This window comes from Paenarthrobacter sp. NPDC092416 (genome assembly GCF_044755025.1).
Taxonomy (GTDB): Bacteria; Actinomycetota; Actinomycetes; order Actinomycetales; family Micrococcaceae; genus Arthrobacter.
Map to the genome: position 1 here is coordinate 752,028 of NZ_JBIVQG010000001.1, position 22,964 is coordinate 774,991.

A 22,964-nucleotide genomic window follows, 5' to 3' on the forward strand; every position below is an offset into this window, starting at 1 on the left:
GAGCGATGCATCACATCAGCCGCCGCCGCCCTCACTGCTAGATGACTATGTCCGGTAGTGTGCCAGTGTGTCAAGACCTCCAGTTAACCCTTCCCAGCCCACCCCCGGACCTGAGGGGAGTGGCAACTCCGGAACCTCTGTTCCCGGCCGATTCCCAGGCTCCAATGATGGGCAGTCTGCCAGCAAGAGGCCACCCGGAATATTGGTTATCTCGATCGTTGTGGTCTTGGAAGCGCTCGCCCTCCTTGGCGCAGCCGCTTGGTATGCGCTCCAACTCCTGACGGGAGCACCCGTACTGACCTTCTGGGGAGCCATCTTCACTTTGGGGCTCCTCCTGGCCTTTTCGGCCTGGCTGTTTGCAGTTGGTCATTTTCTGTTCCGCGGCTTCCGGTGGACCAGGGCGGCGGCACTTGTTGCCCAACTTTTCGTGCTGACGATCGGGTTCCCAACATTGACCGGGGGACTGGTGCTGCCCGGCATCGCCATGATTGCTCCTGCACTGGCAGCCATCGTGTTCTTGTTTGAGAAGAGAGTCATCTCCTATGCGTCCCGGGTCGGGGGAGCCCCGGCGGCTCTTTAGCCCGACCGGGTCGCCCCAGCTGTGTAGGCGGCTTGGAACGGCTGTACTTTTCCGTTGTGGACAAGAAAACCTCGCCCAACGGGCGCACGGGGGTCCACCTCAAGTCGCACCCCGAACATGTCGGCTTCAAATGCGGTCTTGGGCGCAAGAAAGATTCCTGTTCCTGCCGCCAAGATCTCCTGGGCCAACGGGAGCCTCTGCACGGGTGCGGAGCTGGCGTTCGCGGTCATGACGATGCCAAGGACTTTGCCTGCCAAATCTGCCAGGGCTGCCCTCGCGTCTGCGTCGAGGGACTCAGCGTCGTCAACGAGCAAAATACTGTCGGGGCGCAGCGCCCCTACGGAAGCCTCCTCGGCCACCCGGGTCCAAAAACCGCTGCGCTCGGACGCCCGCTGTGGGTGAACCCATCGGGCGTGAGGGTTGAGTGATTCCAGGGTGCCGAGAAGGGAGCTCTTTCCTGCACCGTGTCCACCAAGAATGAGCGTGACACCGTGCGGGCGAAGCGGAAGTGCTACCGGCGACGCGTCGTCACCCCCGACTCCGATCCACAAAGGAGCGGGATCGCCGGTGGTGGGTTGGTGTGGAAGGGCAGCGACCCGTGCGTCGGACGAACAGGCGGCCTCCGGCTGGCCTGGTTGTCCCGCCGGTTGGCTTCCGTGCGAATCCTTGATCGCCTGGAAGTCGTCGGCGCCAAGGACGTCCGGGAGCGGCCGGAGCCGAAACGGCGGCTCCCCTGAACTACGGGGGCCCGCGGAGGGCCAGGTCATGCCGGCCGGACCGGAACGAAACTGGGCAACAGCGGACTGCCCGCCAGCGAACGCGCCCGTGGCGACGGCGCGGCCCGGCAAAGCCTCGATGGCCGGGAGGCGCGGCCAATGAAACATTGCCTCCTCGCTCGATCCCGCCGGGAAGAAAGCGCGGTTAGGTATGGAGCTAAAGAACCTGGCCCCCACGAGTTCCCGTTCGCCCGAGACGAGGACGGCTAAGCCAACGGAACTGCCGTCCCTGATGATGTCGTGCATCAGGTCCTCTGCCCTGCCGAAGGGTCCTGAACGGAAGGCGGCGATCCAGGAACACCAACCAGACACAATCAGGGCCACTTCTGTGCGCTGACGTCCGGTGCCCTGAACGGTCCGACGACGGGCCATTTCTTCGGTCAGCAGTTCCAAGACCCGCAGGGCCAAACGCGGTTGATTCAGGCCGGCAACGGCGCCGACGTGGTCTCGCACTGGGACGTTGCCCATGGTCCCGTCCGCATCAAGGACATAGAGATACGGTGCAGACTCCTGTGTGGCGAGTATCGTGGCGGCGGCCTTGAAGCTCGCAGCCGACCCGCTCCGGCTGTTCCCCACCAGCGCTAAGTGCCCATGATCTGACGGTGACCACACGAGCGGTGTCACTCGTTGCTGATCAGGTTCATCCAGCAGCCCCAGAGCCTTCAAGTTCTGCGGGCCTGGGCTGCCAGGATTTGTCTGGCGCGAAGCGTCGTGGACTCGGGGCATAGCCTGGTCAGGGAGGACCATGTCCCAGCCGATGGAGGCGGGCAAGGGGGCGGCAACCGGACGCCGAGGCAACAACAGCCCCAGTGAGTTGCAGGCTTCCTTCGTTGCGGTGGCCACCCATTCCGCGGCGTCTGTCATGGCGCGGACGTCAACGCTGGTGTCGCGGGTGGTGGGCGCGCGGGTCAGGCCTTCAACGGTGGTCACGAGGGCCAAGGGGCCTGTCCGCTGCCGGGCTTCCGCCGGAGAGTCCGGGTGAGGGCTCGTGAGCGAAGCGGTCTGAAACTCTTCTGGACGGTTGGATGCCCTCGCGAGGTATGCGCGGCCAGGTGTATCCACCGCAATGGCAGCAGCGGCCTTCGAGTTGATGATGTCCATGGACTCCATCTCTGTCTGGACACGGAGGGCAATACTGGAGGTGACGTTGGCCCGGATATCAGCTGTCAGGGCTCCCTGCGGCCGTTGCGTGGCCATGATGAGATGAATGCCCAGGGAACGGCCGATGGCAGCAAGGCGCATGAGTTCCCGGAGCGCCGCTGGCGCCTCGTCCACAAGCATTCTGAACTCGTCGATGACCAGTGCAAGGTGCGGAATCACCTCGTCTGAGGGTGTTGACGAACGCCGGTAGGAGGCGAGATCCGCAGACCCGGAAGCAGCAAAGATTTCCTCCCGCCTCCGGACCTCGCCGCGTAGCGAAACCAGTGCGCGGTCAAGTTGGTGGCTCCCGAGATCCGTAAGGAATCCGACGCAATGCGGCAGGCCGGCAAGGGGCTGCAAGCCGGATCCGCCCTTGAAGTCGATGAACATGAAAGTGATGGTGTCCGGCGAATGGCTGAGTGCCAACGATGTCACCAGTGTTCGCAGCAGCTCGGACTTTCCCGACCCCGTGGTGCCCGCCACCAACAGGTGCGGGCCGTCCAACCGCAAATCAAAGGTCAGTGGACCTCCCTTTGCGGCCCCAAGAAGGGCAATCAGCCCATGCTGGAGTTGGGGGTTGCTCCATCTGCGGATTATCCCGCGCGCACCGCTGGGTAGCAGTTCCCTGAGTGAGCACCGAGGAGGGATCTCTTGCATGCGGGATGTCTCCAAGGCCGGCGAAGTGGCCGCCAGGCTCCGGCAGAACCGGTCGAAGACTTCCGCGGAGACAAGGTCCGGGGTGAATTGGTGGCGTTGGTGGCCGGTGTCCAATACTGCCGTCGAGCCGGATGGCTCGATGGTGACGACCACGCCGTCGTCGTCCGTCGGTTCCCTGAAGCTGATCACTTGCCATGAAGCGTTTCGAGCTGCCTGAACCAGGGGAGTGCAGTTGCTTGCGGCGGGGTCTATGACCATCAGCAAGCCATGGGTCCGTCCGCTCAACCGCTGCAGCGCTGAAAATGCAGCGGAAGCGTCCGCCGCGAGGGTCATGCCCGTCAGGAACCTGGCACTCAGTGGCAGTCTCTCCACGGGGCCCAAGAGGATGACCTTACAGGCCGCTGCGGAGGGGTAAGCGGCCAGTTGCATCAGGATGAATCGCAGAAGTCCATCTACGTGTTCGTCGTTGCCGCGCAGCGTTACCGAAGATCGTCGGGGATCGAGGGATAACGGCACCGTCCCTATGAGCGGTGGCTGGAACTCCGGATCTTCCGGCACGAGCCGGATGTTGGCCAACGACGCCATGGAACCGATCCGGAGCCAGATGCCACCTTGCCCTTGCGGATCGGGCGTCAGCTCTGAGTGGGCCGGCGCAATTTCACGTGGCGGAGCTGGAATAGCGGACTCCGCCGTCAGGCCATGCTTGGGTCCCACCACCGACACGAGGAGTTCAGCGGCGGAAGGCGCGTGCCGGCGTCGTCTTTGGCCGTCCGCCTCGGCTGCCCGCGAGACGGCGGCCTTCAGCTCCTTGCGCCCCCTTCTGCCTGTCAGCAGTGGTACCAGGAGGCTCACGGCTGAAACTGCGGTGAATGCCAGGAACATCCACATCCCTGTGGCCACGGCGAGTCCAACGCCCACCACCAACGGCAATACGGCTGCCAGAGCCGTCGTGGCGCGGTGCGTTGCCGATGCCTTTCGGGGAACTTCCAGCGGTTCCTCAACTGATCGGCCGGCATCAACAGGGACGCTGGCATTGGAGGAAGCGCCTACGAGCATGAACGTTGAATTGCCGCAGCGGACCACCGACGAGGTCGATAGGGCCTTTCGGCCAATCACGGGTTGCTCGTCCACAAGTGTTGCGTTCGCACTGCCGGCGTCAAGAATAGTGATGGAAGTCCCGGAGACCTCCAACAAGGCGTGCTCCCTGGACATCCGGGGGTCCGGAACCGATATCTCGCACACGCCGCGGCCGAGTCGATAGCGGCCACGCTGCAAAGGAAACACTGCCCCCGCGCCCGGACCCGAGAGCGTCAGCAGCATGAGCGGCATGGGGCCAGCCGGACCTGCCTCAGTTGCTTTGGCATTGAGTGGTCCTGCCCCGTCCACCAGTACTGCGCCGTTAACCAGTGGCGGGTCACCTGCGGTAAGGGTAGAAAGGTCCCGGCCGCCAATGGTTATCGGACCCGTGCTGCGTGATTCCAACAGAAGCTCTTGGAGTTGATCCCCTGACGTCCCCCGAGCGACGGTGATGGTGAGTTCTTCCGGTCCGGCGCTCGAGAAAGCAGCCGGTCCACGTACGAGAGTGCACTCCAATCTCAATCTCCGGTCCTTTCTCGCGGCCAACAAACACCACTGACGCTACGGAACCGGAACCGAAATAGCTGCCCCCGGGTGGCCGTATGTGGACAACTTTGGGCCCACCACCGCTGCAGCGGTGCTTGACACGAGGGCATCATGTCTCGGCTAAGATGAAACACGTTGTCGCGTGTGCTCAATGAGGAAGGACCTTCACCGGTGATAGTGGTTGCAGACAGCGCCGATGTTTCAGACGAGGCGGTAGTTGGTGATGGATCCAAGATCTGGCATTTGGCCCAAGTTCGTGAAAAGGCCGAGCTGGGTGTCAATTGCATTGTGGGACGCGGCGCTTACATCGGCACCGGCGTCAAGATGGGAGACAACTGCAAAGTCCAAAACTATGCACTCGTCTACGAGCCGGCTGAGTTGGAAGCGGGTGTCTTCATTGGACCCGCAGTTGTGCTGACCAACGACACGTATCCCCGGGCGGTGAGCCCGGACGGCAGCCTCAAGAGCGCGCATGACTGGGAGCCCGTAGGCGTGACGATTCGTGAAGGCGCATCGATTGGCGCCCGCGCCGTATGCGTTGCTCCAGTGACGATCGGCCGCTGGGCCACAGTTGCTGCCGGCGCCGTTGTGGCCAAGGATGTTCCTGATTTCGCCCTGATGGTAGGGGTTCCGGCCAAGCGCCACGGGTGGGTCGGTAAAGCAGGCTTTCCCCTGCAGCGCAGCGGTGACTACTGGGTGTGCCCGGAAACCGGCGCCAAATATGTTGAACAGAACGAGACACTTCGAGAGGTAGAGGCATGAGCCCAGAATTCATTCCCCCAGCCAAGCCCATCATCGGCGACGACGAGCGCAAGGCTGTAGAGGCCGTGCTGGCCTCCGGCCAACTCGCCCAGGGCTCCGAAGTTGCCAGCTTCGAGCAGGAATTCTCCGAGGTGCTCCTCGACGGCAGAGCTGCCGTTGCGGTCAACTCCGGTACCTCCGGCCTGCACCTTGGCCTGCTTGCCGCGGGCATTGGTCCAGGCGACGAAGTCATTGTTCCCTCCTTTACCTTCGCCGCTACGGCGAACTCGGTTGCCCTGACAGGCGCCACGCCTGTGTTCGCGGACGTGACGCTTGACCACTACACGCTGGATCCGGCATCTGTCGAGGCCAAAATCACTGACAAGACGGCGGCCGTCATGCCCGTGCACCTGTACGGCCACCCCTTTGACGTCGACGCCATCGGCGCGCTCGCCACGAAGCACGGGATCAAGGTCTTCGAAGACGCAGCCCAGGCCCACGGTGCAGCGGTCAACGGACGCAAGGTTGGAACGTTCGGTGACTTCGCCATGTTCAGCCTCTACCCGACCAAGAACATGACCTCCGGCGAAGGCGGAATGGTCAGCACTGGCCTGGCCGACGTCGAACGTCGCCTCCGCCTCCTTCGCAACCAGGGCATGGAGCGCCAGTACGAAAACGAACTGGTTGGCTTTAACGCCCGCATGACCAATATCCACGCAGCCATTGGCCGAGTTCAGCTGACCAAGGTTCTTGGCTGGACCAAGACGCGTCAGGAAAACGCTGCGTTCTTCGATGCCAACATTGAAGGTGTCATCACTCCGCAGGTAGCCGAGGGCTACGAGCACGTGTACCACCAGTACACCATCCGCATCGCCGAGGACCGGGACGGTTTCGCCAAGGCCCTGCGCGAGGAATACAACGTTGGCTGTGGCGTGTACTACCCCATTCCGAACCACCGTTTGGCACCGTTCAAGACCGCAGACGAGCTCCCTGTCACGGAGGAGGCCGCCGCCAGCGTGCTGTCGCTGCCGGTTCACCCGTCGCTGAGCCAGGATGATCTGGAACGCATCGTCAGCGCAGTCAACGCAGTGGCAAAGGCAGGCAGCTAGTGGCAAACCTTCGCGCAGGGCTCATTGGCCTGGGCATGATGGGCCGTCATCACGCACGCGTCATCCGCGAGCTTGAAGGTGTCGACCTTGTTGCCGTTGCCGACTCCTTCGGCGATCCGCACAATGTCGCCGATGGCCTGACCGTGTACAGCACCGTTGAGCAGCTCATCGAGCAGGGGATCGACATGGCCGTTGCGGCCGTGCCGACCATCCTGCACGAGGATGTTGCCCTTCGGCTCGCCGAGGCGGGCGTGCACTGCCTCGTCGAGAAGCCGATTGCCAATGACTCCGAGTCCGGCGCCCGCATTGCCGAAGCGTTCAATTCCAAGGGGCTCATTGGCGCCGTCGGGCACATTGAACGCTTCAACCCGTCACTGCAAAGCCTTCGCGACCGCTTGGAAAATGGCGACCTTGGTGAGGTCTACCAGATCAGCACGCGACGCCAGGGGCCGTTCCCTGCACGCATCGCCGACGTCGGTGTTGTCAAGGACCTTGCCACGCACGACATCGACCTCACCGCGTGGCTTGCCCAGAGCAACTTCGTCAACGTGGTTGCCCACACGACTTCCCGCAGCGGACGCGAGCACGAGGACATGGTGACGGCTATTGGTCACCTCCGCAGCGGCGTGGTCACCAACCACATCGTCAACTGGTTGTCACCCATGAAGGAGCGCACCACCGTGGTCCTCGGCGAACGTGGCGCTTTCATCGCTGACACGATCTCGGCTGACCTGACGTTCGTCGAAAACGGCACTTTCCAGACGGACTGGGATTCAGTTGCGGCGTTCCGCGGAGTGTCGGAGGGCTCGTCGACTCGCTTCGCGCTGGCCAAGCGTGAGCCGCTGAAGATGGAGCACGAGGCCTTCCGGGACGCAGTGTTGGGCAAGTCCATGAATATTGTCACCATGGCCGAGGGCCTGGAGACTTTGCGTGTTGCCGAGGCAGTGCTGGCATCGGCCAAATCCGGCTCCGTCATCACCCTTTAGACCCTCAATTCAAGCAAGGCCTGAATGGGAGGCTGGCCGCGTGCCAGCCTCCCATTCACCTTTCCGGACACCGGCTGTCCGCCCCTGGCCCGTGCCCCGGATACGGGGAACGCGGGTCATGTCGGGTAGCCTTGACCAGTAGACGTGGGCACTTCTGTGCCCGCACGCCAATACACAGGAGAGTTTGTGAACGCTGATCTCGTCGTCGTCGGCTCGGGTTTCTTTGGCCTGACCATTGCAGAACGCGCCGCTACCGAGTTGGGGCTGAAGGTCGCGGTTCTTGATCGCCGCCACCATATTGGAGGAAACGCCTACAGCGAGAACGAAGCGCAGACGGGAATCGAGGTGCACCGCTATGGGGCACACCTCTTCCACACGTCAAACGAGCGTGTATGGGAATACGTGAACCGGTTTACCCAGTTCACCAGCTACCAGCACAAGGTGTACACCAGCCACAAGGGTGAGGTGTACCCCATGCCGATCAACCTCGGTACCATTAACCAATTCTTCCGTTCAGCCATGAGCCCCACCGAGGCTCGCGCCCTCATCGCAGAGCAGGCAGGCGAGCTCGCCGGAACGGATCCGCAGAACCTGAACGACAAGGGCATCCAACTCATCGGCCGCCCGCTGTATGAGGCGTTCATCAAGCACTACACCGGCAAGCAGTGGCAGACGGACCCGAAGGATTTGCCTGCTGAGATCATCTCGCGGCTCCCGGTGCGCTACAACTATGACAACCGCTACTTCAACGACACCTATGAAGGCCTTCCCGTGGATGGCTACACGGCGTGGATTGAACGCATGGCGGAGCACCCGAACATCGAGGTCATCCTGAACACTGACTTCTTCGATGATGGTGAATTCGGCCGCTCGTCAGTGCTTGGCCAAGTTCCGGTCATCTACACCGGACCCGTAGACCGCTACTTCGACTACGCCGAGGGCGACCTCTCATGGCGCACCATCGACCTCGAAGAAGAAGTCTTGCCCATTGAGGACTTCCAGGGCTGTGCTGTGATGAATTACCCCGACGCAGAGGCTGCATACACGCGCATCCACGAGTTCCGCCACTTCCACCCCGAGCGGGACTACACCAAGGACGCCACTGTCATCATGCGGGAATTCTCCCGCTTCGCCGAGAAGGGCGACGAGCCCTACTACCCGGTGAACACCTCCGACGACCGTCAGAAGCTGCTCGCGTACCGCGATCTTGCCCGCGGGGAAAAGTCCGTTCTGTTCGGCGGCCGCCTCGGAACGTACAAGTACTTGGACATGCACATGGCCATTGGTTCGGCCCTGTCCATGTTCGACAACAAGATCAAGCCGCACTTCACAGGCGGCGCCAAGCTGGAAAGCGGTGGAGTGGACGCATGACCGCCACAACGAACGAAAGCCAGGAGACTGAAATGACGGTCCCAACAGTCGCAGACGCCCCTGCACCGACCGAGCAGAACCTCCGGATCGTGCAGCGCGTGGTTTTCCCCGCCAACCGCGATCTTGACACGCTTCCCCTCTACGTCGACCCGGACACGAACAAGATCCGCAAGGAAGACAGCCGCGGCACCGCTGTTGTTCAAGCCGTTGGCATGGCACGGAAGCTGCACCCGGAGGACATTCTTGACCGTGGTTCGGTCCAGGTCCGTCGTGGTGAACGGCTCTCATTTGGCTCCTACTTCAACGCCTTCCCGGCGAGCTACTGGCGCAAGTGGACGATTGCAACCAAGACGGTTCTCCATCTTGAAACCGAAGGCGAAGGGACGGTCATTGTCTATCGTTCCAACGCTCGCGGTGCCTCGCAGCGTGTCGACTCGATCCTCGTCGAAGGCTCGGCCAGCAACGACTTCGAACTGACGCTCGCACCGTTTGGTGACGGCGGCTGGTACTGGTTCGACCTGATCGCAGGCGGCGATGGCATGACCCTCAAGGGCGCGCACTGGGCCGTTCCGGACGAAGGCCGCGCCCAGGGCCGGGTTACCCTGGGTGTCACAACCTTCAACCGCGCCGATTACTGCCTCGAGACGATCAAGTCCATCGACGCGGATTCCGGTCTTAGGGAAATTCTGGCCGAGCTGATCATCGTCGATCAGGGCAACCAGAAGGTCACGGATGAGGACGGCTTCGATCAGGTAGCGGCGTCGATGGGCGATCAGCTCCGCATCATCAACCAGGGAAACCTGGGTGGCTCCGGTGGCTTCGCGCGCAATATGTACGAGATGGTTGTCTCTGACAAGAGCGACTACGTCATGTTGCTCGACGACGACATTGAGCTCGAGACCGAGGGTGTTCTTCGCGCGGTGGCATTTGCCGACCTCTGCCGTAAGCCCACGATCGTCGGTGGCCACATGTTCGACATGTACAACAAGTCGGTTCTGCATGCCTATTCCGAAGTAGTCAACTTCTATCGTTTCCTCTGGGGACCTGTTGAGGGTCTCGGCAACCACGATTTCTCGGCTGAAGGCCTGCGTTCGACGCCGGCGCTTCACCGCCGCTGGGACGCAGACTACAACGGTTGGTGGATGTGCCTGATCCCGAAGACCGTGGTTGAAACCATTGGCCTTTCGCTTCCGGTGTTCATTAAATGGGACGACGCTGAATACTCCTTGCGTGGCCGCGCTGCCGGATTCCCCACGGTTACCCTGCCTGGTGCCGCCGTTTGGCATGTTTCCTGGGCCGACAAGGATGACTCCGTCGACTGGCAGGCCTACTATCACGAGCGCAACCGCCTGATCGCAACATTGCTCCACTCGCCGTTCCCCAAGGGCGGTCGCATTTTCCGCGAAAGCGTCAACACCGACATCAAGCACCTCGTGTCGATGCAGTACTACCCTGAGCAGGCACGCATTATGGCGCTGCGGGATGTTCTCGCCGGTCCGGACAAGCTGCACGAACAGCTGCCGACGACCATGCCGAAGCTCCGTGCCATGCGCGGAGAATTCGTCGACTCCCAGGTCAAGACGGACCCCGGCGCGTTCCCCGAAGTCTTCCGCAAGCGTCCTCCGAAGAAGCCGCAGACTTACAAGCAGCCGGGTGCCCTCGGGCTTCTGCCTTGGGCCGTCAAGACCGTACTGAAGCAGACCATGGCCCCGGTCCGCGACTCTGCCAAGGAAAATCCTGAAGCGCAGGTGGCACATCAGGACGGTAAATGGTGGAGCTTGGCGCACCTGGACAGTGCCGTGGTCTCAAACGCCGACGGTACGGGCGCCTCCTGGTACCAGCGTGATCCGAAGCTCGCCCGTAAGATGCTGGTTGAATCAGCCCGGCTCCACGCGCAGTTGTTCTCGAATTGGGAGACGCTGCGTGCGCAGTACCGTGACGCCCTTCCCGAGATCACGTCGATGGAATCCTGGCGTGCAACGTTCGATGCTTCGGAGCCCCAAAAGTAGCGATGGCGAATTCCACTGACACTTACGCTGTTCCCGGGGTAGGTGCCGGTCTGCTGGATGTATTCCGGCGCCGGTACCTCCTCAAGCTGATCGTTCGCAAGGAGCTTCGGGTCCGCTACCGAGGTTCCGTTCTCGGGCTTGCTTGGTCCTACGTCAAGCCGCTTGTGCAATACGTTGTTTTGTTCTTCGCGCTGGGCATCGTGCTTCGCGTTGGGGACCAGATCCCCAACTACGCCTTATACATGTTTTCCGGCGTGATCGTGATTAACTTCTTTACCGAAGCTTTCTCCAATGCCACGAGATCCATCGTCTGGAATGCGGCCCTGGTGAAGAAGATCTACCTGCCACGTGAGCTTTTCCCGGTGGCATCCGTCTGGGTTGCTGCAGTGCATTTCCTGCCCCAACTGGTGGTGCTTCTGGCCGCAGCCTTGCTGAGTGGTTGGCATCCCGACGCCATGCAGCTGCTTGGAGCTGTTTTGGGCTTTGTGATTGTTGCTGTGACGGCGACTGGCCTGGGACTGTTGGCGGGCGCCATCAACGTGTTTTTCCGTGACGCCGAGAACATCGTGGACATGTTGATGATGATCGTCACATGGACATCTCCTGTCCTGTACGACTGGACCATGATCCGGCGCCTGGCCCCCGAGTGGGTGCTGGTGATCTATCAGCTGAATCCAGTTACCGTGGCCGTGGAACTCTTCCATTGGGCATTTTGGTACCCGACGGTCACCACGCCCGTTGAACTGCCGCCGAACCTGATGCTGACAGGCCTGGCCGGCCTGGGTATGGCTGGGGTATTCCTTATCATTGGCCAGCTGGTGTTCCGCCGGCTTGAAGGCCACTTTGCGCAGGAGGTCTAAGTGGGCGCCGCCGTTATTGTCAAAGGGCTGAAGAAGACCTTCAATCTTCGTCACTCCCACTCCTTGAAGGAGACGCTGGTTTGGCTCGTTAAGGGGCGCAAGGGCGAACTCACCAAGAAGTTCGATGCTCTTCATGATGTCAGTTTTGAGATTCAGCCAGGCGAAACCGTAGCGCTCCTGGGGTTCAACGGCTCGGGAAAGTCCACACTGCTGAAGCTCATCTCTGGCGTCATCCTTCCGGACAAGGGCACGGTTCGCACCAAGGGCCGGGTCGCCGGCCTGATCGAAGTAGGTGCGGGATTCCACCCGGACCTCTCCGGCCGGGAGAACGTCTTTTTGAACGCTGCCATCCTGGGGATGACCGAAGATGAGATCAACGAGAAATTCGATGAAATCGTTGCCTTCTCCGAGATCGAACAGTTCATTGATACCGAAGTGAAGTTCTACTCTTCTGGCATGTTTCTTCGATTGGCATTTGCGGTCGCTGTACATACCCAACCCGACATCTTCTTGGTGGACGAGATCCTCGCTGTTGGCGACGAGCCCTTCCAGAGGAAATGCCTGGCCAAGATTAAGCAGCTTTCCGATGAAGGCAGGACCCTTGTGGTTGTCAGCCACGACTTGGACATGATTTCGCGGATCTGCGACCGGGGCGTGGTGCTGTCGTCCGGCACAGTTCAGTTCGAAGGTCCCGCGGACCAGGCTGTCGCCTGGCTGAGGGAACAAAACTAACCGACAACCCAAAGCAAGAGTCGTCTGTCAACGGATGGCTGGTGGAAGCATCTATGAAAGGCGATCGAAGGAATGGGTATCGGCCCGCTGCTGTTGTGTGTACTCCTGATCGTTGTGGTCTGGTGGGGTCCGGGGTGGCTCCTGGGCGAAGCATTGGGTGTGCGCAGGACCCTCTTGCCTGTCGTTGCGCCGCTGCTTGGTATGGGCGCGCTGTCCGTCATCGGCGTCACTGGTCATTCCCTGGGCCTGAGCTGGGACCTTCTGCCCGTAACGGCCGTATTGCTGGTTCTCGCAGGGATACTCTTTGGTCTTCGTCTCAGCCTCAGGCGCTACTTTCCGGAGAAGTTCGCCGCTCCGGTCCGCACACAGCCTAGTATCTTCGGTAAGCATCGCTTTGCGGGATCCTGGTGGATCCTGCTGGCCGGGCTTGTCGCGGGCGGAGCAGTAGCAGCGGTCTCGTGGATCGTCGGCACAGAGGGGCTGCTCGGAATCAACCAGGACTGGGACATTCCTTGGCACGCCAACATGATCCGGCTGCTGTCGGTAAACCACGAGTGGGATCCTGGTGTTGCCGGGAACTTCGCCTACTACGACACTTCGATTCCTGACGCCCCCATTCGCAGTTACCCCATTGCCTTCCACGCAGTTCTCTCGCTGGTTTGGCCGATGAGCGGTGTCAGCATTCCCGTCTTCCTGAATGTCTTTGTGCTCGTCATGATGGCCGTCCAGTTGCCACTGAGCACCATGGCGCTCACCATGCTCGTCACGCGCCGCCCGATCGCAGTCGCCGCGGCCGCTGCCGTTTCCGGCTGGTTCACCGTCTATCCGTACGATCTCCTCTGGCGTGGTCCATTGATTCCGTTCTTCGCCGGAATGCTACTGGTTGGCCCCTTTGCGTTCCTTGCGGTGAAGGGTGCTTTGGAACGCCAGAAATTTTGGGTCCTTGGCATTGCCGTTGGCGCCGTAGGCCTCATCGCCGTTCATCCTTCACTTGCCTTTGTCGTTCTGCCGGTGCTCGTATTCTGGCTCTTGTCGGCGTTGATCAGGCGCAAGGGCAGGATCCTGGGCATCGCTGTCTACTTGGCCGTTTCGGGCGTACTTGCAGCGATCATCGGGTGGCCCATCATTGCCCAGATGTTGAAGGAATCCGAAAGGGTCTCCAAGATGGTCTGGGCCCCTGACACGGACCGCTCGGGTGCCATCCAGAACGTCATCTTCCTGAACCACGGTTCCATGGCGATGCCGATCCTTACAGCCTTGGTTGCCATCGGTTGCATCGCCGTTGTCTTCCGGATTCGAATGTGGTGGTACTTCGGACCTGTACTGGCGTTCGCCTTCTTGTCGGTCTACACGATGGGAAGCGACAGCCCACGCTTCATGACCCTGACGGCCCCCTTCTACGACGACCAATGGCGTATTTTTGGCATTCTGGTCATGCTGCTGGTGCCGCTCGCGGGCCTTGGCGTCGCACAGACAGCGGAAGCTGTTGAATGGGTGGTTCGCCGCGTCCGTGGGCGTCAGGCAGCGGCGGGCGCGAAGACTGAACGCAGGCCAAGCCACGTTGTCATCGCGGGCAGTGCTGTAGCGGTATTGCTGGTCAGTGGCATTGCGGCCATTCCGTATTTCAAGCAGAACGCTGAGCGCATTAACATCAACACCAAGGTCAACGGTGCCACGTTGAGCACCTCGGAAGTACAGTTGCTCAGTTCCATGGACAAGTATGTGCCGCAGGATGCGACCGTTTTGAACGATTCATGTGATGGGTCGGTCTGGATGTACGCACTGGGCAACCGTATGCCCATGATCCGCCACTTCGAGATCCTGCCAACCAACAGGCAGTTGCTGGTGCTTCAGAAGCTCCCCGAACTGGCCACGGACGCGGAAGCCCGTGCAGCGGCATCCGAGCTGGGAATTGAGTGGGTTTACATTGCCGACGGTAGGATCCGGGCATGGGACGAACCCAAGGCCGGGCTCACCCAGCCGGACTCGATTCCGTACCTGGACCTGGTTGTTCGAGAAGGCAACGCGGCGCTGTACAAGATCGATTGGTCACAGCTTCCAGGCGGAAAAGAAGCCTTTGACGCTTCCGCCAAGGACCGCGTCCAACTCGATGGTGTAGCGGGAATCCTGGAAAACAGGAATCCTGACGGCATTGCCCCGCTCGGAAGGATCTGCTGATCATGAAGGCATTTATCACTAAGTTCCTGGCCTCCAGCCTGTTCCGGTTCCTCATCGTAGGCGGACTCAGCTTTATTGTGGACTTGGGCCTTCTGGCTCTGTGTTTCCAGGTCTTCGGCTGGCCCCTGTGGCTGGCCACAGGTGCCGGCTTCTGGGGAAGCTTCTTCTTCAACTACTTCCTGCAGCGCCACTTCGCCTTTGGCGGCGGAGGTACCGCCTTGGGTGGCGTGTTGCGCTACTCCGGCCTCTTGGCGTTCAACACTGTAGCCGTGATGGGTATCGTGGAGCTTTTCGAGTTCGTCGGAGCCGGATACGTCGTGGGTAAAGTTGTTGCGACGATCGTGACCATGGGCTGGAACTACTTCATCTACAAGCACTGGATCTTCCCGCAAAAGAAACCGAAGAGCGCCAGCGAGCAGACATCAGGCGGGTCGTCGTCCGACTCTCCCGCACAGAATCTCACACCAAACAGCAGCGAAGGATAATCGATGTATCGAGGCGTTCGAATTGCCGCGGTAGTACCGGCCTATAAAGAAGAGAACCACATCGCGCAGGTCATCGAGACCATGCCCGATTTTGTCGATCACATCGTCATCGTCGATGACTGCAGTCCTGACGACACGTCCGGTGCCGCCCGCCGGGCCGACGACGGCCGCGTCACCTTGATCCGTCACGAAGTCAACCAAGGCGTTGGCGGTGCCGTCCTGACGGCGCACAAGGCCGCCATGGAGCTTGGGGCAGACATCAACGTGGTCATGGCTGGCGATGCCCAGATGGATCCGGACTATCTGCCGCAGTTGTTGGATCCGGTCGTGGAAGGCTACGGCTTCGCGAAGGCCAACCGGTTCTTCTCTGGTGAATCTTTTGCCGGTATGCCCGGCTACCGTATCTTCGGCAACATTGTCTTGTCTTTCATGACCAAACTTGCATCGGGCTACTGGCACATCTTTGATCCGCAGAACGGTTACACGGCGATTCGCACGGAAGTCCTTCGCCGCTTGCCCATGAACAAGGTCGCTGCACGCTACAGCTTTGAGAACGACCTCCTCATCCACTTGAACATTCTGGATGTGCCGATCGTGGACGTGCCAATCCCGGCCGTGTACGGCAACGAAGTTTCGAGCATCAAGCTGCGCAAGGTCATTCCTGAGCTTCTCGCGATGCTCTTCGGTGGCTTCTGGCGCCGTGTGTGGTGGAAGTACATGGTCTGGTCCTTCTCAGCGGTCGCACTGCTTCTGATTGCCGGGCTGGTCCTCATCGTCATGGGTCTGGGTGTCGGAGCCTGGGTTCTGGCCGCAAGTGTTGGTTCGCCCACCGCGGGGTCAGTGATGTTGGCCGTTGTGCCCTTTGTGCTTGGCGTCCAGATGCTGCTGGTTTCCCTGCAACTGGACATTCAAGCAAGCCCGGACAGACCAACAATGCATCCCATGAAGGAACGTGCCTGACGTTCCATCGATACGAAAAAGGGAGGGCCGGACGCGTATGCGTCCAGCCCTCCCTTTTCGTATCCGAGGTCAGGGCAGGGAAGTGAAGCCTCCCCAACCCCAGCCGACCTGGCTGCGAGTCAGCCAACCGGAGGTTCCGTTGCCCGGGTAGAGGAACAGGTTGCCGCCCGTGTCGCGGGCCAGGACATCGTTCTTTCCGTCGCCGTTGAAGTCGCCCGGCCCGACGATTGCAGTCATCGAGGTCCAGCCGCTGCCAACCTGTACCCTGCCAAGCCATCCGCCGGTGCCATTGCCCGGGTACAGCCACAGGAGGCCTGACGTGTCCCTGGCGAGGACATCGGTCTTGCCGTCTCCGTTGAAGTCACCGGTGCTAAGGATCGCTGTCATGGAAGTCCACCCGGTACCGACCTGGATACTGGACGTGAAGCCACCCGTACCGTTGCCCAGGTACAGCATCAGTGCACCTGCTGAGGTTCTTGCAAGCACATCGGCTTTGCCATCGCCGTTGAAATCACCAGGTGCAAGGATCAGCGTGAAGCCGCTCCAGCCGGTGCCTGCTTGGACCCTGGCTTGGAGCCCGCCGGTGCCGTTGCCGGGGTAGAGCCACAGCACGCCGTTCGTGTCACGGGCCAGGATGTCGCTGCGTCCGTCGCCGTTGAAGTCCTTGGTGGGGACGATTGCGTTCAGTGAATTCCAGCCGGTACCCATCTGGGTCTGTGTCAGCCAGCCGCCCGTGCCGTTGCCCGGGTAGAGCCAGAGTGTTCCTGCGCTGTCACGAGCCACGACGTCGTTCTTCGTGTCGCCGTTGAAGCTCTTCCAAGTATTCGCAGGAGGTGCGGCAATCGTGTAAGCCTGCGTGACAATTGCAGAACTGTTGTTTGACGCATCGACAGCGAAGTACTTGAGCGTCATCGCTGCAGTCAGCGTGATAGCACTGGAGTACTTGTTGGCAGTTGTTGCCGTCGGGTTGGTGCCGTTCGTTGTGAAGTAGATGCTGGAACCTGCCTCATTGGCAGCCAGTGTGATCTGCTGGTTGACCGGGTAGCTCCCTGCAGCCGGAGTTGCCGTCACCACCGGGGGAGTGGTGTCCAGCACCGTGTAGGCCGTGGTTGTCACGGCAGAAGCGTTTCCGTAGGAATCCACCGCAATTGCCTTGACTGAGGTATTGGTCGTGAGGGCAAACGGTGCGGCATAGGTCTTAGTGGTTCCGGTTCCTGTTGTATTGGGTGTGCTTCCGTCGACTGTGTAGTAGATGTTCCCGGCTTCACTTGAGGACAACGTGATCAATTGCCCTGATGCGTAAGCTCCGGCCGCCGGAGAGACCGACAAGACCGGTGGCACGTTGTCCAGCACATAGGCCTGGGTGGCTACGGCCGACGAGTTGCCTGCCGTGTCACGGGCGAAGTACTTCAGGGTCATGGTTGTCAGCGGGATCGGGCCGGAATAGACGGGACTGGCTGTGGTGGGCGTTGTCCCATTGGTGGTGACGTAAATAGTCGCCGCCTCATTGACCGACAGTGTGATCGTTTTGTTGGTTCCGTAGGTACCTGCCGTAGGCGCCACCGAGACGACCGGTGCCGTGATGTCCGGAGCAAACACCGTGACATTCCTTGTGGCAGTGGTGATGTTGCCTGCGTTGTCCCGGGCTTCAACCGTGAAGGACGCAGGTCCATTCGGCAGGTCGTTATAGGCCTTTGGAGACGTGCAGGCCGTGAACGCGTTCGAACCGAGCTTGCACCGGAACCCAGCGATATCTGCTGACGTCGATGCGAAGGTGAACGACGGCGAGATGCCGACCGTTGCGCCCTCTGCCGGGGCACTGATCGAAACCTGTGGTGCTGTCAGGTCCGCGGTGACGGTAACAGCGGCCAGTGCGCTGACGTTTCCAGCCATATCCGTGGCCCGTACACGTAGGGTGTGCTGCCCTGCAGTGGCCAAAGTGAACACATATCCGTTACTGCAGGTGGTGAATACGGTGGTCGAGTCCACAGAGCATGACAGGACGGAATCGGCATCCGAGGTAACTCCGAGCACTGGTGCACCGTTGACGGTCGAGGCCGCCGTCGGTGATGTTATGACGGGTGCGTTGGGCGGAGTCAGGTCGACTGTGAATGTCCTGGACACCGGTAGTCCACCCGGTGCAGCACGTACGGAGAATGTGTAAGCGCCGTTGGTCAGTGCAGGAGCCGCAGTGAAAGTACCTCCCGAACATACCTGCCACACCGGAGTCGCGGCAGTCAGTTGCAGGCTGCATTCGAGCGCACCGCCGGGCGGGGTTGAGGCCACGGTGAAGGTGGGCGTTGAATCGTTGGTGTAGGCCGGGTTTGCGGCCTGCGTGCCGTTGGCAGCCGTCGGGCCGCTGACGATTGACGGCACGATGCCGCCAAGCCCGAGCATCCGACCCTGTTGAACGGGTTTGGCAGGATCAAGCTGGCCGGGATCCTCCATGACCAGGACCTTCCCGTCCCGCATACTGATCCCGCCGACCTTGCTGAAGCCCAGAGCCCATTGGTTATCAACCGTGTCAGTGCTGAGGTCGATCCGTGAGATGGTGTCCTTGCCGGCATCGGCCGTCGACGTACCTCCGCCGGTTCCTGTGTAGAGCACCAGCGGCGAATGCCAGTCGTAGTAGATGGCCGTGGGCTTGCCGACGTTGTAGAGCGGCGCCGGGACAAAGTTCGTCAAGACGCCATCCTCGGGGGCAGTGAAGACAGTCAGCCCCGACGATTCAGCAACGTAGACGACCACGTGGCCGGCGCCATCGCGATGGGTGGCCGCCAATCCCAAGGAGCTCGAATTCACAGAAGCGATTGACTCAATACTTGGGTGCAGTGCCGTGGGATCAACGATCTTGATGATCGAGCGGGCGTTGGCAAACGACAAGTAGATATTGCCGTCCGGCCCGTCGCTGACAGCGTTGGGGCGAAGGTCGCCGTCGAGGACCGTCAATTGTCCGTTGTATTTGAAGACTCCCGTTGAGGGGTTCCACAATGCGCGGACCACTTCGGCGCTTCCGACGGCGGCGTCCGGGATAAAGGCGACTTCGTCACCGCTGCCGTGGCTGCTTGGCGATGGGTCGATGATGGCCGGAGTGCCGGCAACAGCGGGTCCCGTCCCGTGCCCGGGTAGCGTGCCCCCAAGGCACGTGCTGGTATCTATCCCGCCAGCCGTTGTGCCGGAGGCCTCGATGACGCGGCAGAAACCAGCCCTGGTGTCCGAAACCCACAGCCTGCCGTTCGGGTCAACCAAAGAGCCCGTGGCCTTTGTCAGACCGGATGCTACCGTCGTCCGGGCTTGGTCTGCGAAGGCCGGTCCCGCTGTCAGCGCGCCGGTCAGGGCAGCCGTAGCGAGGCTGGCAGAGGCAATGATGGCGGTCGCCTTGTGCTTGGCAGCACGATGGGCTGCCGGTTGGGAGTTCTTATGAGACGTTCTTGAGCGACCGGCGAGGGCAAGACATGCCAAACCAAGCTGAAGAACACTGCGATTGCGCGTGTCCACCGAGGGATCCCCACTTCATTCGGATGCTCCCCAGCTCCGCATGCATTGGTTATTCGCCCCACGCCGTTTCCGGCTGCGTCTTAGACCATCTTCCCCCAATTTTCACATTTGTCACTAGTAGATTCCTGAATCCTATGGATTCGCCCTCCCCGGGCACTCAGTTCCCGATGTCTTGACCACGCATCCGGAGAACCGCAGGATTGAGGTGGAGGTCACAATGCGCAGACTGATACCAGTGGCGATACCGCTCATGGTTCTCTTAGCTGCATGCATGGCACCCGCGCCACAGCCATCGCCCTCAGGGTCTGCGCCATCAACCTCGGCGACACAGACTGCCAGGCCTTCGCCGTCCCCATCACCCGGCACCTCATCCGCCGGATCGGATCCATCCGACGACGGTGGCGACGAACCGGGCCGCTTCGCCTTCCGGTGCACCAGCCTTGACGCGTCCCCTGAAGTCCAGCTATCGAGCTTGGCTGAAGTGTGGGCCGCCACCAATTACACGCGGATGGCCTCCTGTGAAGTCACGTATGAGGGAGACGAACCGTTTGCACCGACGGGTCGAGAGGCCGAAGCCATTTCGACGGCGGCACCCCAGGGACCGGGGGCCGATAACGGACTTGACGTCGTCCTGGATGTCCTGCGACTGTGCACGAGGGTGAGCGATGAAGTCGGCCCGGGTGGATTTGCCGACGCAGATCGCCAGACCCTGAAGGCTGCCGCGGGGATGTGTCCTGATGCGCCACAGGGTAGGATCATCGCCGCATGGGCTGCCGGCACCCGCGTGGGGGACGGCCGCCACGAGGTTGGTTTTGCGGCCATGCAGCCCGGTGGCTACCAGTTGGTTAAGCCTGGTCCTGACGCAAGCGCGTGTTCGTGGTCGTTGAGCGCCGCCGATGGGACTCCAGTGGCAAGCGGCGGCGCTGCCGAAGCAGCTCAAAACATTGATTTGACCGAGGGTCAGAATTTTAGTAGTGACAAATGCGGAATTTGGGGGAAGATGGTCTAAGACGCAGCCGGAAACGGCGTGGGGCGAATAACCAATGCATGCGGAGCTGGGGAGCATCCGAATGAAGTGGGGATCCCTCGGTGGACACGCGCAGGCGCAGTGTTCTTCAGCTAGGACTGGCTACAATCGCGCTCGCCGGTTGCTCAAGAACCTCTTACGAAAACACTCAATCCTCCGCGCTTGATGCGGTGCCGGCTGTTGCGGGCAACGACAAAGTCCCCATAGAGCGGCCGGAGCCGCTGATCCGCTACCAGTTCACCTGCACGGCTGTCGACGGTACGCTGATCGGCAAGTTTTCCAGCCTCGAAGAAGTGTGGGCATCCACCCGGTACATGCACGTCTCGGATTGCGCGGTGGACTACGTTGGTAGCGGACCACATGTCCTGAACGCGGAGGAGACTGCAGCCGTCAACGCTGCTGTGGCGGCTGGTGCTCCTATCGGATCGGGCTCGGCCCTTTGCCTTCGCATCATCAAAGCCTGCACAAGGACAAATCCGAAGACGCTTGCCGCCTCGCTCGCCGAGTACGGCGTGCCGGTTGTCAAGGGTGCGCTGACCTTGGCCCCGTTGGCTCCGCAGGCCGCAGTGCTCACCAAATGGCTCAAGACCGCTGGAGTGCCGTAGCCCAAAGTCGGGTAGACCGAAGGAAGGGCGCGGATCCCGTTCGGGATCCGCGCCCTTCACCCTGCTTATGCCGTCAGGCGAGCAGTGTATTCATGGCGTTGATCAGGGTGGTTTCCACGCCGTTCGTGCCGGCCTTGAAATGGGCTAAATGTCCATAAACTGTCATGGACCCGCCAGCGATACCGGGAAAATCGGGCTCCCAGCCACCTTCATAACTGCCAAGTGGCATAAATGGTGGGAAGAACTCATTGCTCGGAATGTAACAGCACGATTCGTTGGCATAGCCGCCAACAATAATGCCGTTGGTGCCTCCATTGCGACTCCGGAAGTACGCTGCATATCCGCTGACCAGTTCACCGCCGATCATGGCGATCTTCAATTGGGGGCTCCCATTGAATTTCCATACCTGGAAGGGTGATGGAACGGCGGTGCTGTAGCTGTTGCTGTCGATCCGACCGATCATGACCTGGGCATGGCGCTGATACCACTGTGGCTGGCCGTCGGGATTCGCCAACCGGGCGACGTAGGATGCTCTGACGGCTGCGAGGTTGCCCGCTGTGGCCGTGATATCCAAAGGCAATTGGACCTCTTGGTATCGTGTGACCATCGGGCCGCTCAGTGCCCTGCCGGCAGACTGCATGTTCGAGTGGACAGTGGCTCCGAGGGCGTCGCCATGCTGGTCGCGCAGTTCCCAGCTACGGACGCCACCCGGGTCTTGATCGCCGGCCGGTCCTTGTATGAACATGGCGAAGCAGTCCGGGTTCCGGTTCTCGATGTAATTGCACGCGCCCGCAGCGAAGTCGCCGTCGAACAGTGTGCGCAAGCCTGCGCTGATGGGGTGGCAGCCGTAGCTGAAGATAACAGCAGCGGGAGTCCCGTTGCCTCGCCTGGCAACCAGAATCGGCACAGCCGTTTCCGTGTAGGGCAAACCGACACGATTGGCGGAAAAATTCTGGGTAGAGACCTTGTAGTCGAACGTTACGGCGGTCTCGTTGGCATCCAGTGCGGCTTGGGCAAGGTCGACGATGGTGTCTTCCAGATCTGCGCTGTACGAGCGGATCAAACCGAGGTCCGATAGCCCGTAGGCCATGAAGGGGTGAAGGATGTCGATCAACGCCGGTCCGTTGTGTGTGTGGGTCGCTTGGATCAGGATGTCGCTGCTGTTCCAGTCGGCGAGGGCCAGGATTCTGGTGCGGATTCTCTGGTGCATGGATCGGGGCAGGGCCAAGACATCCACACTGATGATGATGTGCGGACTGGCGTCTTCCCAGATGAGGATTGCCCGCGCGTACAGGGGCTCGAAAGGTGAGCTGCTGGTGGCCTCACGTCCGCCGTCGGTTGTTCCGTACCCGGCCATGTACGGATTGGTGCTCAGCGAGGGCGTAATGTCAGCGCTTGCGGTTCCAACTCTAAACGCCATGAAAGATCACTCCTTGATTGTGCGCAGTGGGTGATCTTCGCTTGCCCCCAAACAAAGTCCGTTTCCCTAATGCGCTGAACAGCCAAAACGTGAGACCACCTTCATTAGATCATGTGATCCGGGAATTTAGGCCGGTCCTTCGACATCAATATCGCCCGGTTGGGACCGTTGTCCGCGGTGCAACGGGCAAGGGCCCGTGCTCTGGAG

The 22,964-nt window shown here is 60.9% G+C and carries 17 protein-coding genes; 14 read left to right on the forward strand and 3 right to left on the reverse strand.

What is annotated here, in order from left to right:
- Positions 1-202: 202 nt before the first annotated feature.
- Complete coding sequence (locus ACIQC5_RS03355) at positions 203-580, forward strand: hypothetical protein (RefSeq protein ID WP_400278396.1); 378 nt, start codon at positions 203-205, stop codon at positions 578-580.
- Here the strand turns inward: ACIQC5_RS03355 and ACIQC5_RS03360 are convergent.
- Entirely contained in the window at positions 577-4,752 is a 4,176-nt protein-coding gene (locus tag ACIQC5_RS03360; protein ID WP_400278398.1) for an FtsK/SpoIIIE domain-containing protein, read from the reverse strand. The two genes, ACIQC5_RS03355 and ACIQC5_RS03360, sit on opposite strands and share 4 nt — an antisense overlap.
- A 168-nt stretch (positions 4,753-4,920) precedes the next feature.
- Here ACIQC5_RS03360 and ACIQC5_RS03365 point away from each other — a divergent pair, with 168 nt between their 5' ends.
- The 10 genes from ACIQC5_RS03365 to ACIQC5_RS03410 all read left to right on the forward strand — a co-directional run bounded on the left by ACIQC5_RS03365 (position 4,921) and on the right by ACIQC5_RS03410 (position 16,207).
- On the forward strand, positions 4,921-5,538 hold the full coding sequence (locus ACIQC5_RS03365) for an acyltransferase (protein WP_400278400.1): 618 nt from the start codon (positions 4,921-4,923) through the stop codon (positions 5,536-5,538).
- A complete protein-coding gene (locus tag ACIQC5_RS03370; protein ID WP_400278401.1) occupies positions 5,535-6,626 on the forward strand; it encodes a DegT/DnrJ/EryC1/StrS family aminotransferase in 1,092 nt (363 codons plus the stop codon). The genes ACIQC5_RS03365 and ACIQC5_RS03370 overlap by 4 nt, the downstream gene beginning before the upstream one ends.
- Positions 6,626-7,612 carry a Gfo/Idh/MocA family oxidoreductase gene (locus ACIQC5_RS03375; protein ID WP_400278403.1) on the forward strand — a complete coding sequence of 329 codons (987 nt, stop codon included), beginning with the start codon at positions 6,626-6,628 and terminating at the stop codon, positions 7,610-7,612. The genes ACIQC5_RS03370 and ACIQC5_RS03375 overlap by 1 nt, the downstream gene beginning before the upstream one ends.
- Before the next feature lie 186 nt (positions 7,613-7,798).
- On the forward strand, positions 7,799-8,983 hold the full coding sequence (gene glf, locus ACIQC5_RS03380) for a UDP-galactopyranose mutase (RefSeq protein ID WP_400278405.1): 1,185 nt from the start codon (positions 7,799-7,801) through the stop codon (positions 8,981-8,983).
- Positions 8,980-10,992 carry a glycosyltransferase gene (locus ACIQC5_RS03385; RefSeq protein WP_400278407.1) on the forward strand — a complete coding sequence of 671 codons (2,013 nt, stop codon included), beginning with the start codon at positions 8,980-8,982 and terminating at the stop codon, positions 10,990-10,992. Before glf ends, ACIQC5_RS03385 begins: the two co-directional genes overlap by 4 nt.
- 2 nt (positions 10,993-10,994) lie before the next feature.
- Positions 10,995-11,852, forward strand: coding sequence for an ABC transporter permease (locus ACIQC5_RS03390; protein WP_400278409.1), 858 nt, complete (start codon positions 10,995-10,997; stop codon positions 11,850-11,852).
- Positions 11,853-12,584 (forward strand): ABC transporter ATP-binding protein, encoded by a 732-nt coding sequence (locus ACIQC5_RS03395; protein WP_400278411.1) that lies wholly within the window; start codon positions 11,853-11,855, stop codon positions 12,582-12,584.
- 72 nt (positions 12,585-12,656) lie between these two features.
- Positions 12,657-14,762 (forward strand): DUF6541 family protein, encoded by a 2,106-nt coding sequence (locus ACIQC5_RS03400; RefSeq protein ID WP_400278413.1) that lies wholly within the window; start codon positions 12,657-12,659, stop codon positions 14,760-14,762.
- Positions 14,763-14,764: 2 nt separating this feature from the next.
- Positions 14,765-15,247: a GtrA family protein gene (locus ACIQC5_RS03405; protein ID WP_400278415.1), complete on the forward strand. Its 483-nt coding sequence runs from the start codon at positions 14,765-14,767 to the stop codon at positions 15,245-15,247.
- 3 nt (positions 15,248-15,250) lie between these two features.
- Positions 15,251-16,207: a glycosyltransferase family 2 protein gene (locus tag ACIQC5_RS03410; protein WP_400278416.1), complete on the forward strand. Its 957-nt coding sequence runs from the start codon at positions 15,251-15,253 to the stop codon at positions 16,205-16,207.
- Positions 16,208-16,276: 69 nt separating this feature from the next.
- Here ACIQC5_RS03410 and ACIQC5_RS03415 read toward each other — a convergent pair whose 3' ends face one another.
- Positions 16,277-19,705, reverse strand: coding sequence for a chitobiase/beta-hexosaminidase C-terminal domain-containing protein (locus ACIQC5_RS03415; RefSeq protein ID WP_400278418.1), 3,429 nt, complete (start codon positions 19,703-19,705; stop codon positions 16,277-16,279).
- 267 nt (positions 19,706-19,972) lie between these two features.
- Here ACIQC5_RS03415 and ACIQC5_RS03420 point away from each other — a divergent pair, with 267 nt between their 5' ends.
- The 3 genes from ACIQC5_RS03420 to ACIQC5_RS03430 all read left to right on the forward strand — a co-directional run bounded on the left by ACIQC5_RS03420 (position 19,973) and on the right by ACIQC5_RS03430 (position 21,337).
- On the forward strand, positions 19,973-20,149 hold the full coding sequence (locus tag ACIQC5_RS03420; protein ID WP_400278420.1) for a hypothetical protein: 177 nt from the start codon (positions 19,973-19,975) through the stop codon (positions 20,147-20,149).
- A gap of 28 nt (positions 20,150-20,177) precedes the next feature.
- Positions 20,178-20,714: a hypothetical protein gene (locus ACIQC5_RS03425; protein ID WP_400278421.1), complete on the forward strand. Its 537-nt coding sequence runs from the start codon at positions 20,178-20,180 to the stop codon at positions 20,712-20,714.
- A 188-nt stretch (positions 20,715-20,902) separates the two neighbouring features.
- Complete coding sequence (locus tag ACIQC5_RS03430) at positions 20,903-21,337, forward strand: hypothetical protein (protein WP_400278422.1); 435 nt, start codon at positions 20,903-20,905, stop codon at positions 21,335-21,337.
- A gap of 73 nt (positions 21,338-21,410) precedes the next feature.
- Here ACIQC5_RS03430 and ACIQC5_RS03435 read toward each other — a convergent pair whose 3' ends face one another.
- Entirely contained in the window at positions 21,411-22,757 is a 1,347-nt protein-coding gene (locus ACIQC5_RS03435; RefSeq protein WP_400278423.1) for a hypothetical protein, read from the reverse strand.
- Positions 22,758-22,964 lie beyond the last annotated feature (207 nt).

Coding starts and splice junctions, on each gene's coding strand:
- ACIQC5_RS03370 (WP_400278401.1), top strand. CDS start 5,535: ATGAGCCCAGAATTCATTCCCCCAGCCAAGCCCATCATCGGCGACGAC.
- ACIQC5_RS03390 (WP_400278409.1), top strand. CDS start 10,995: ATGGCGAATTCCACTGACACTTACGCTGTTCCCGGGGTAGGTGCCGGT.
- ACIQC5_RS03400 (WP_400278413.1), top strand. CDS start 12,657: ATGGGTATCGGCCCGCTGCTGTTGTGTGTACTCCTGATCGTTGTGGTC.
- ACIQC5_RS03385 (WP_400278407.1), top strand. CDS start 8,980: ATGACCGCCACAACGAACGAAAGCCAGGAGACTGAAATGACGGTCCCA.
- ACIQC5_RS03420 (WP_400278420.1), top strand. CDS start 19,973: ATGCATGGCACCCGCGCCACAGCCATCGCCCTCAGGGTCTGCGCCATC.
- ACIQC5_RS03410 (WP_400278416.1), top strand. CDS start 15,251: ATGTATCGAGGCGTTCGAATTGCCGCGGTAGTACCGGCCTATAAAGAA.
- ACIQC5_RS03435 (WP_400278423.1), bottom strand. CDS start 22,757: ATGGCGTTTAGAGTTGGAACCGCAAGCGCTGACATTACGCCCTCGCTG.
- ACIQC5_RS03405 (WP_400278415.1), top strand. CDS start 14,765: ATGAAGGCATTTATCACTAAGTTCCTGGCCTCCAGCCTGTTCCGGTTC.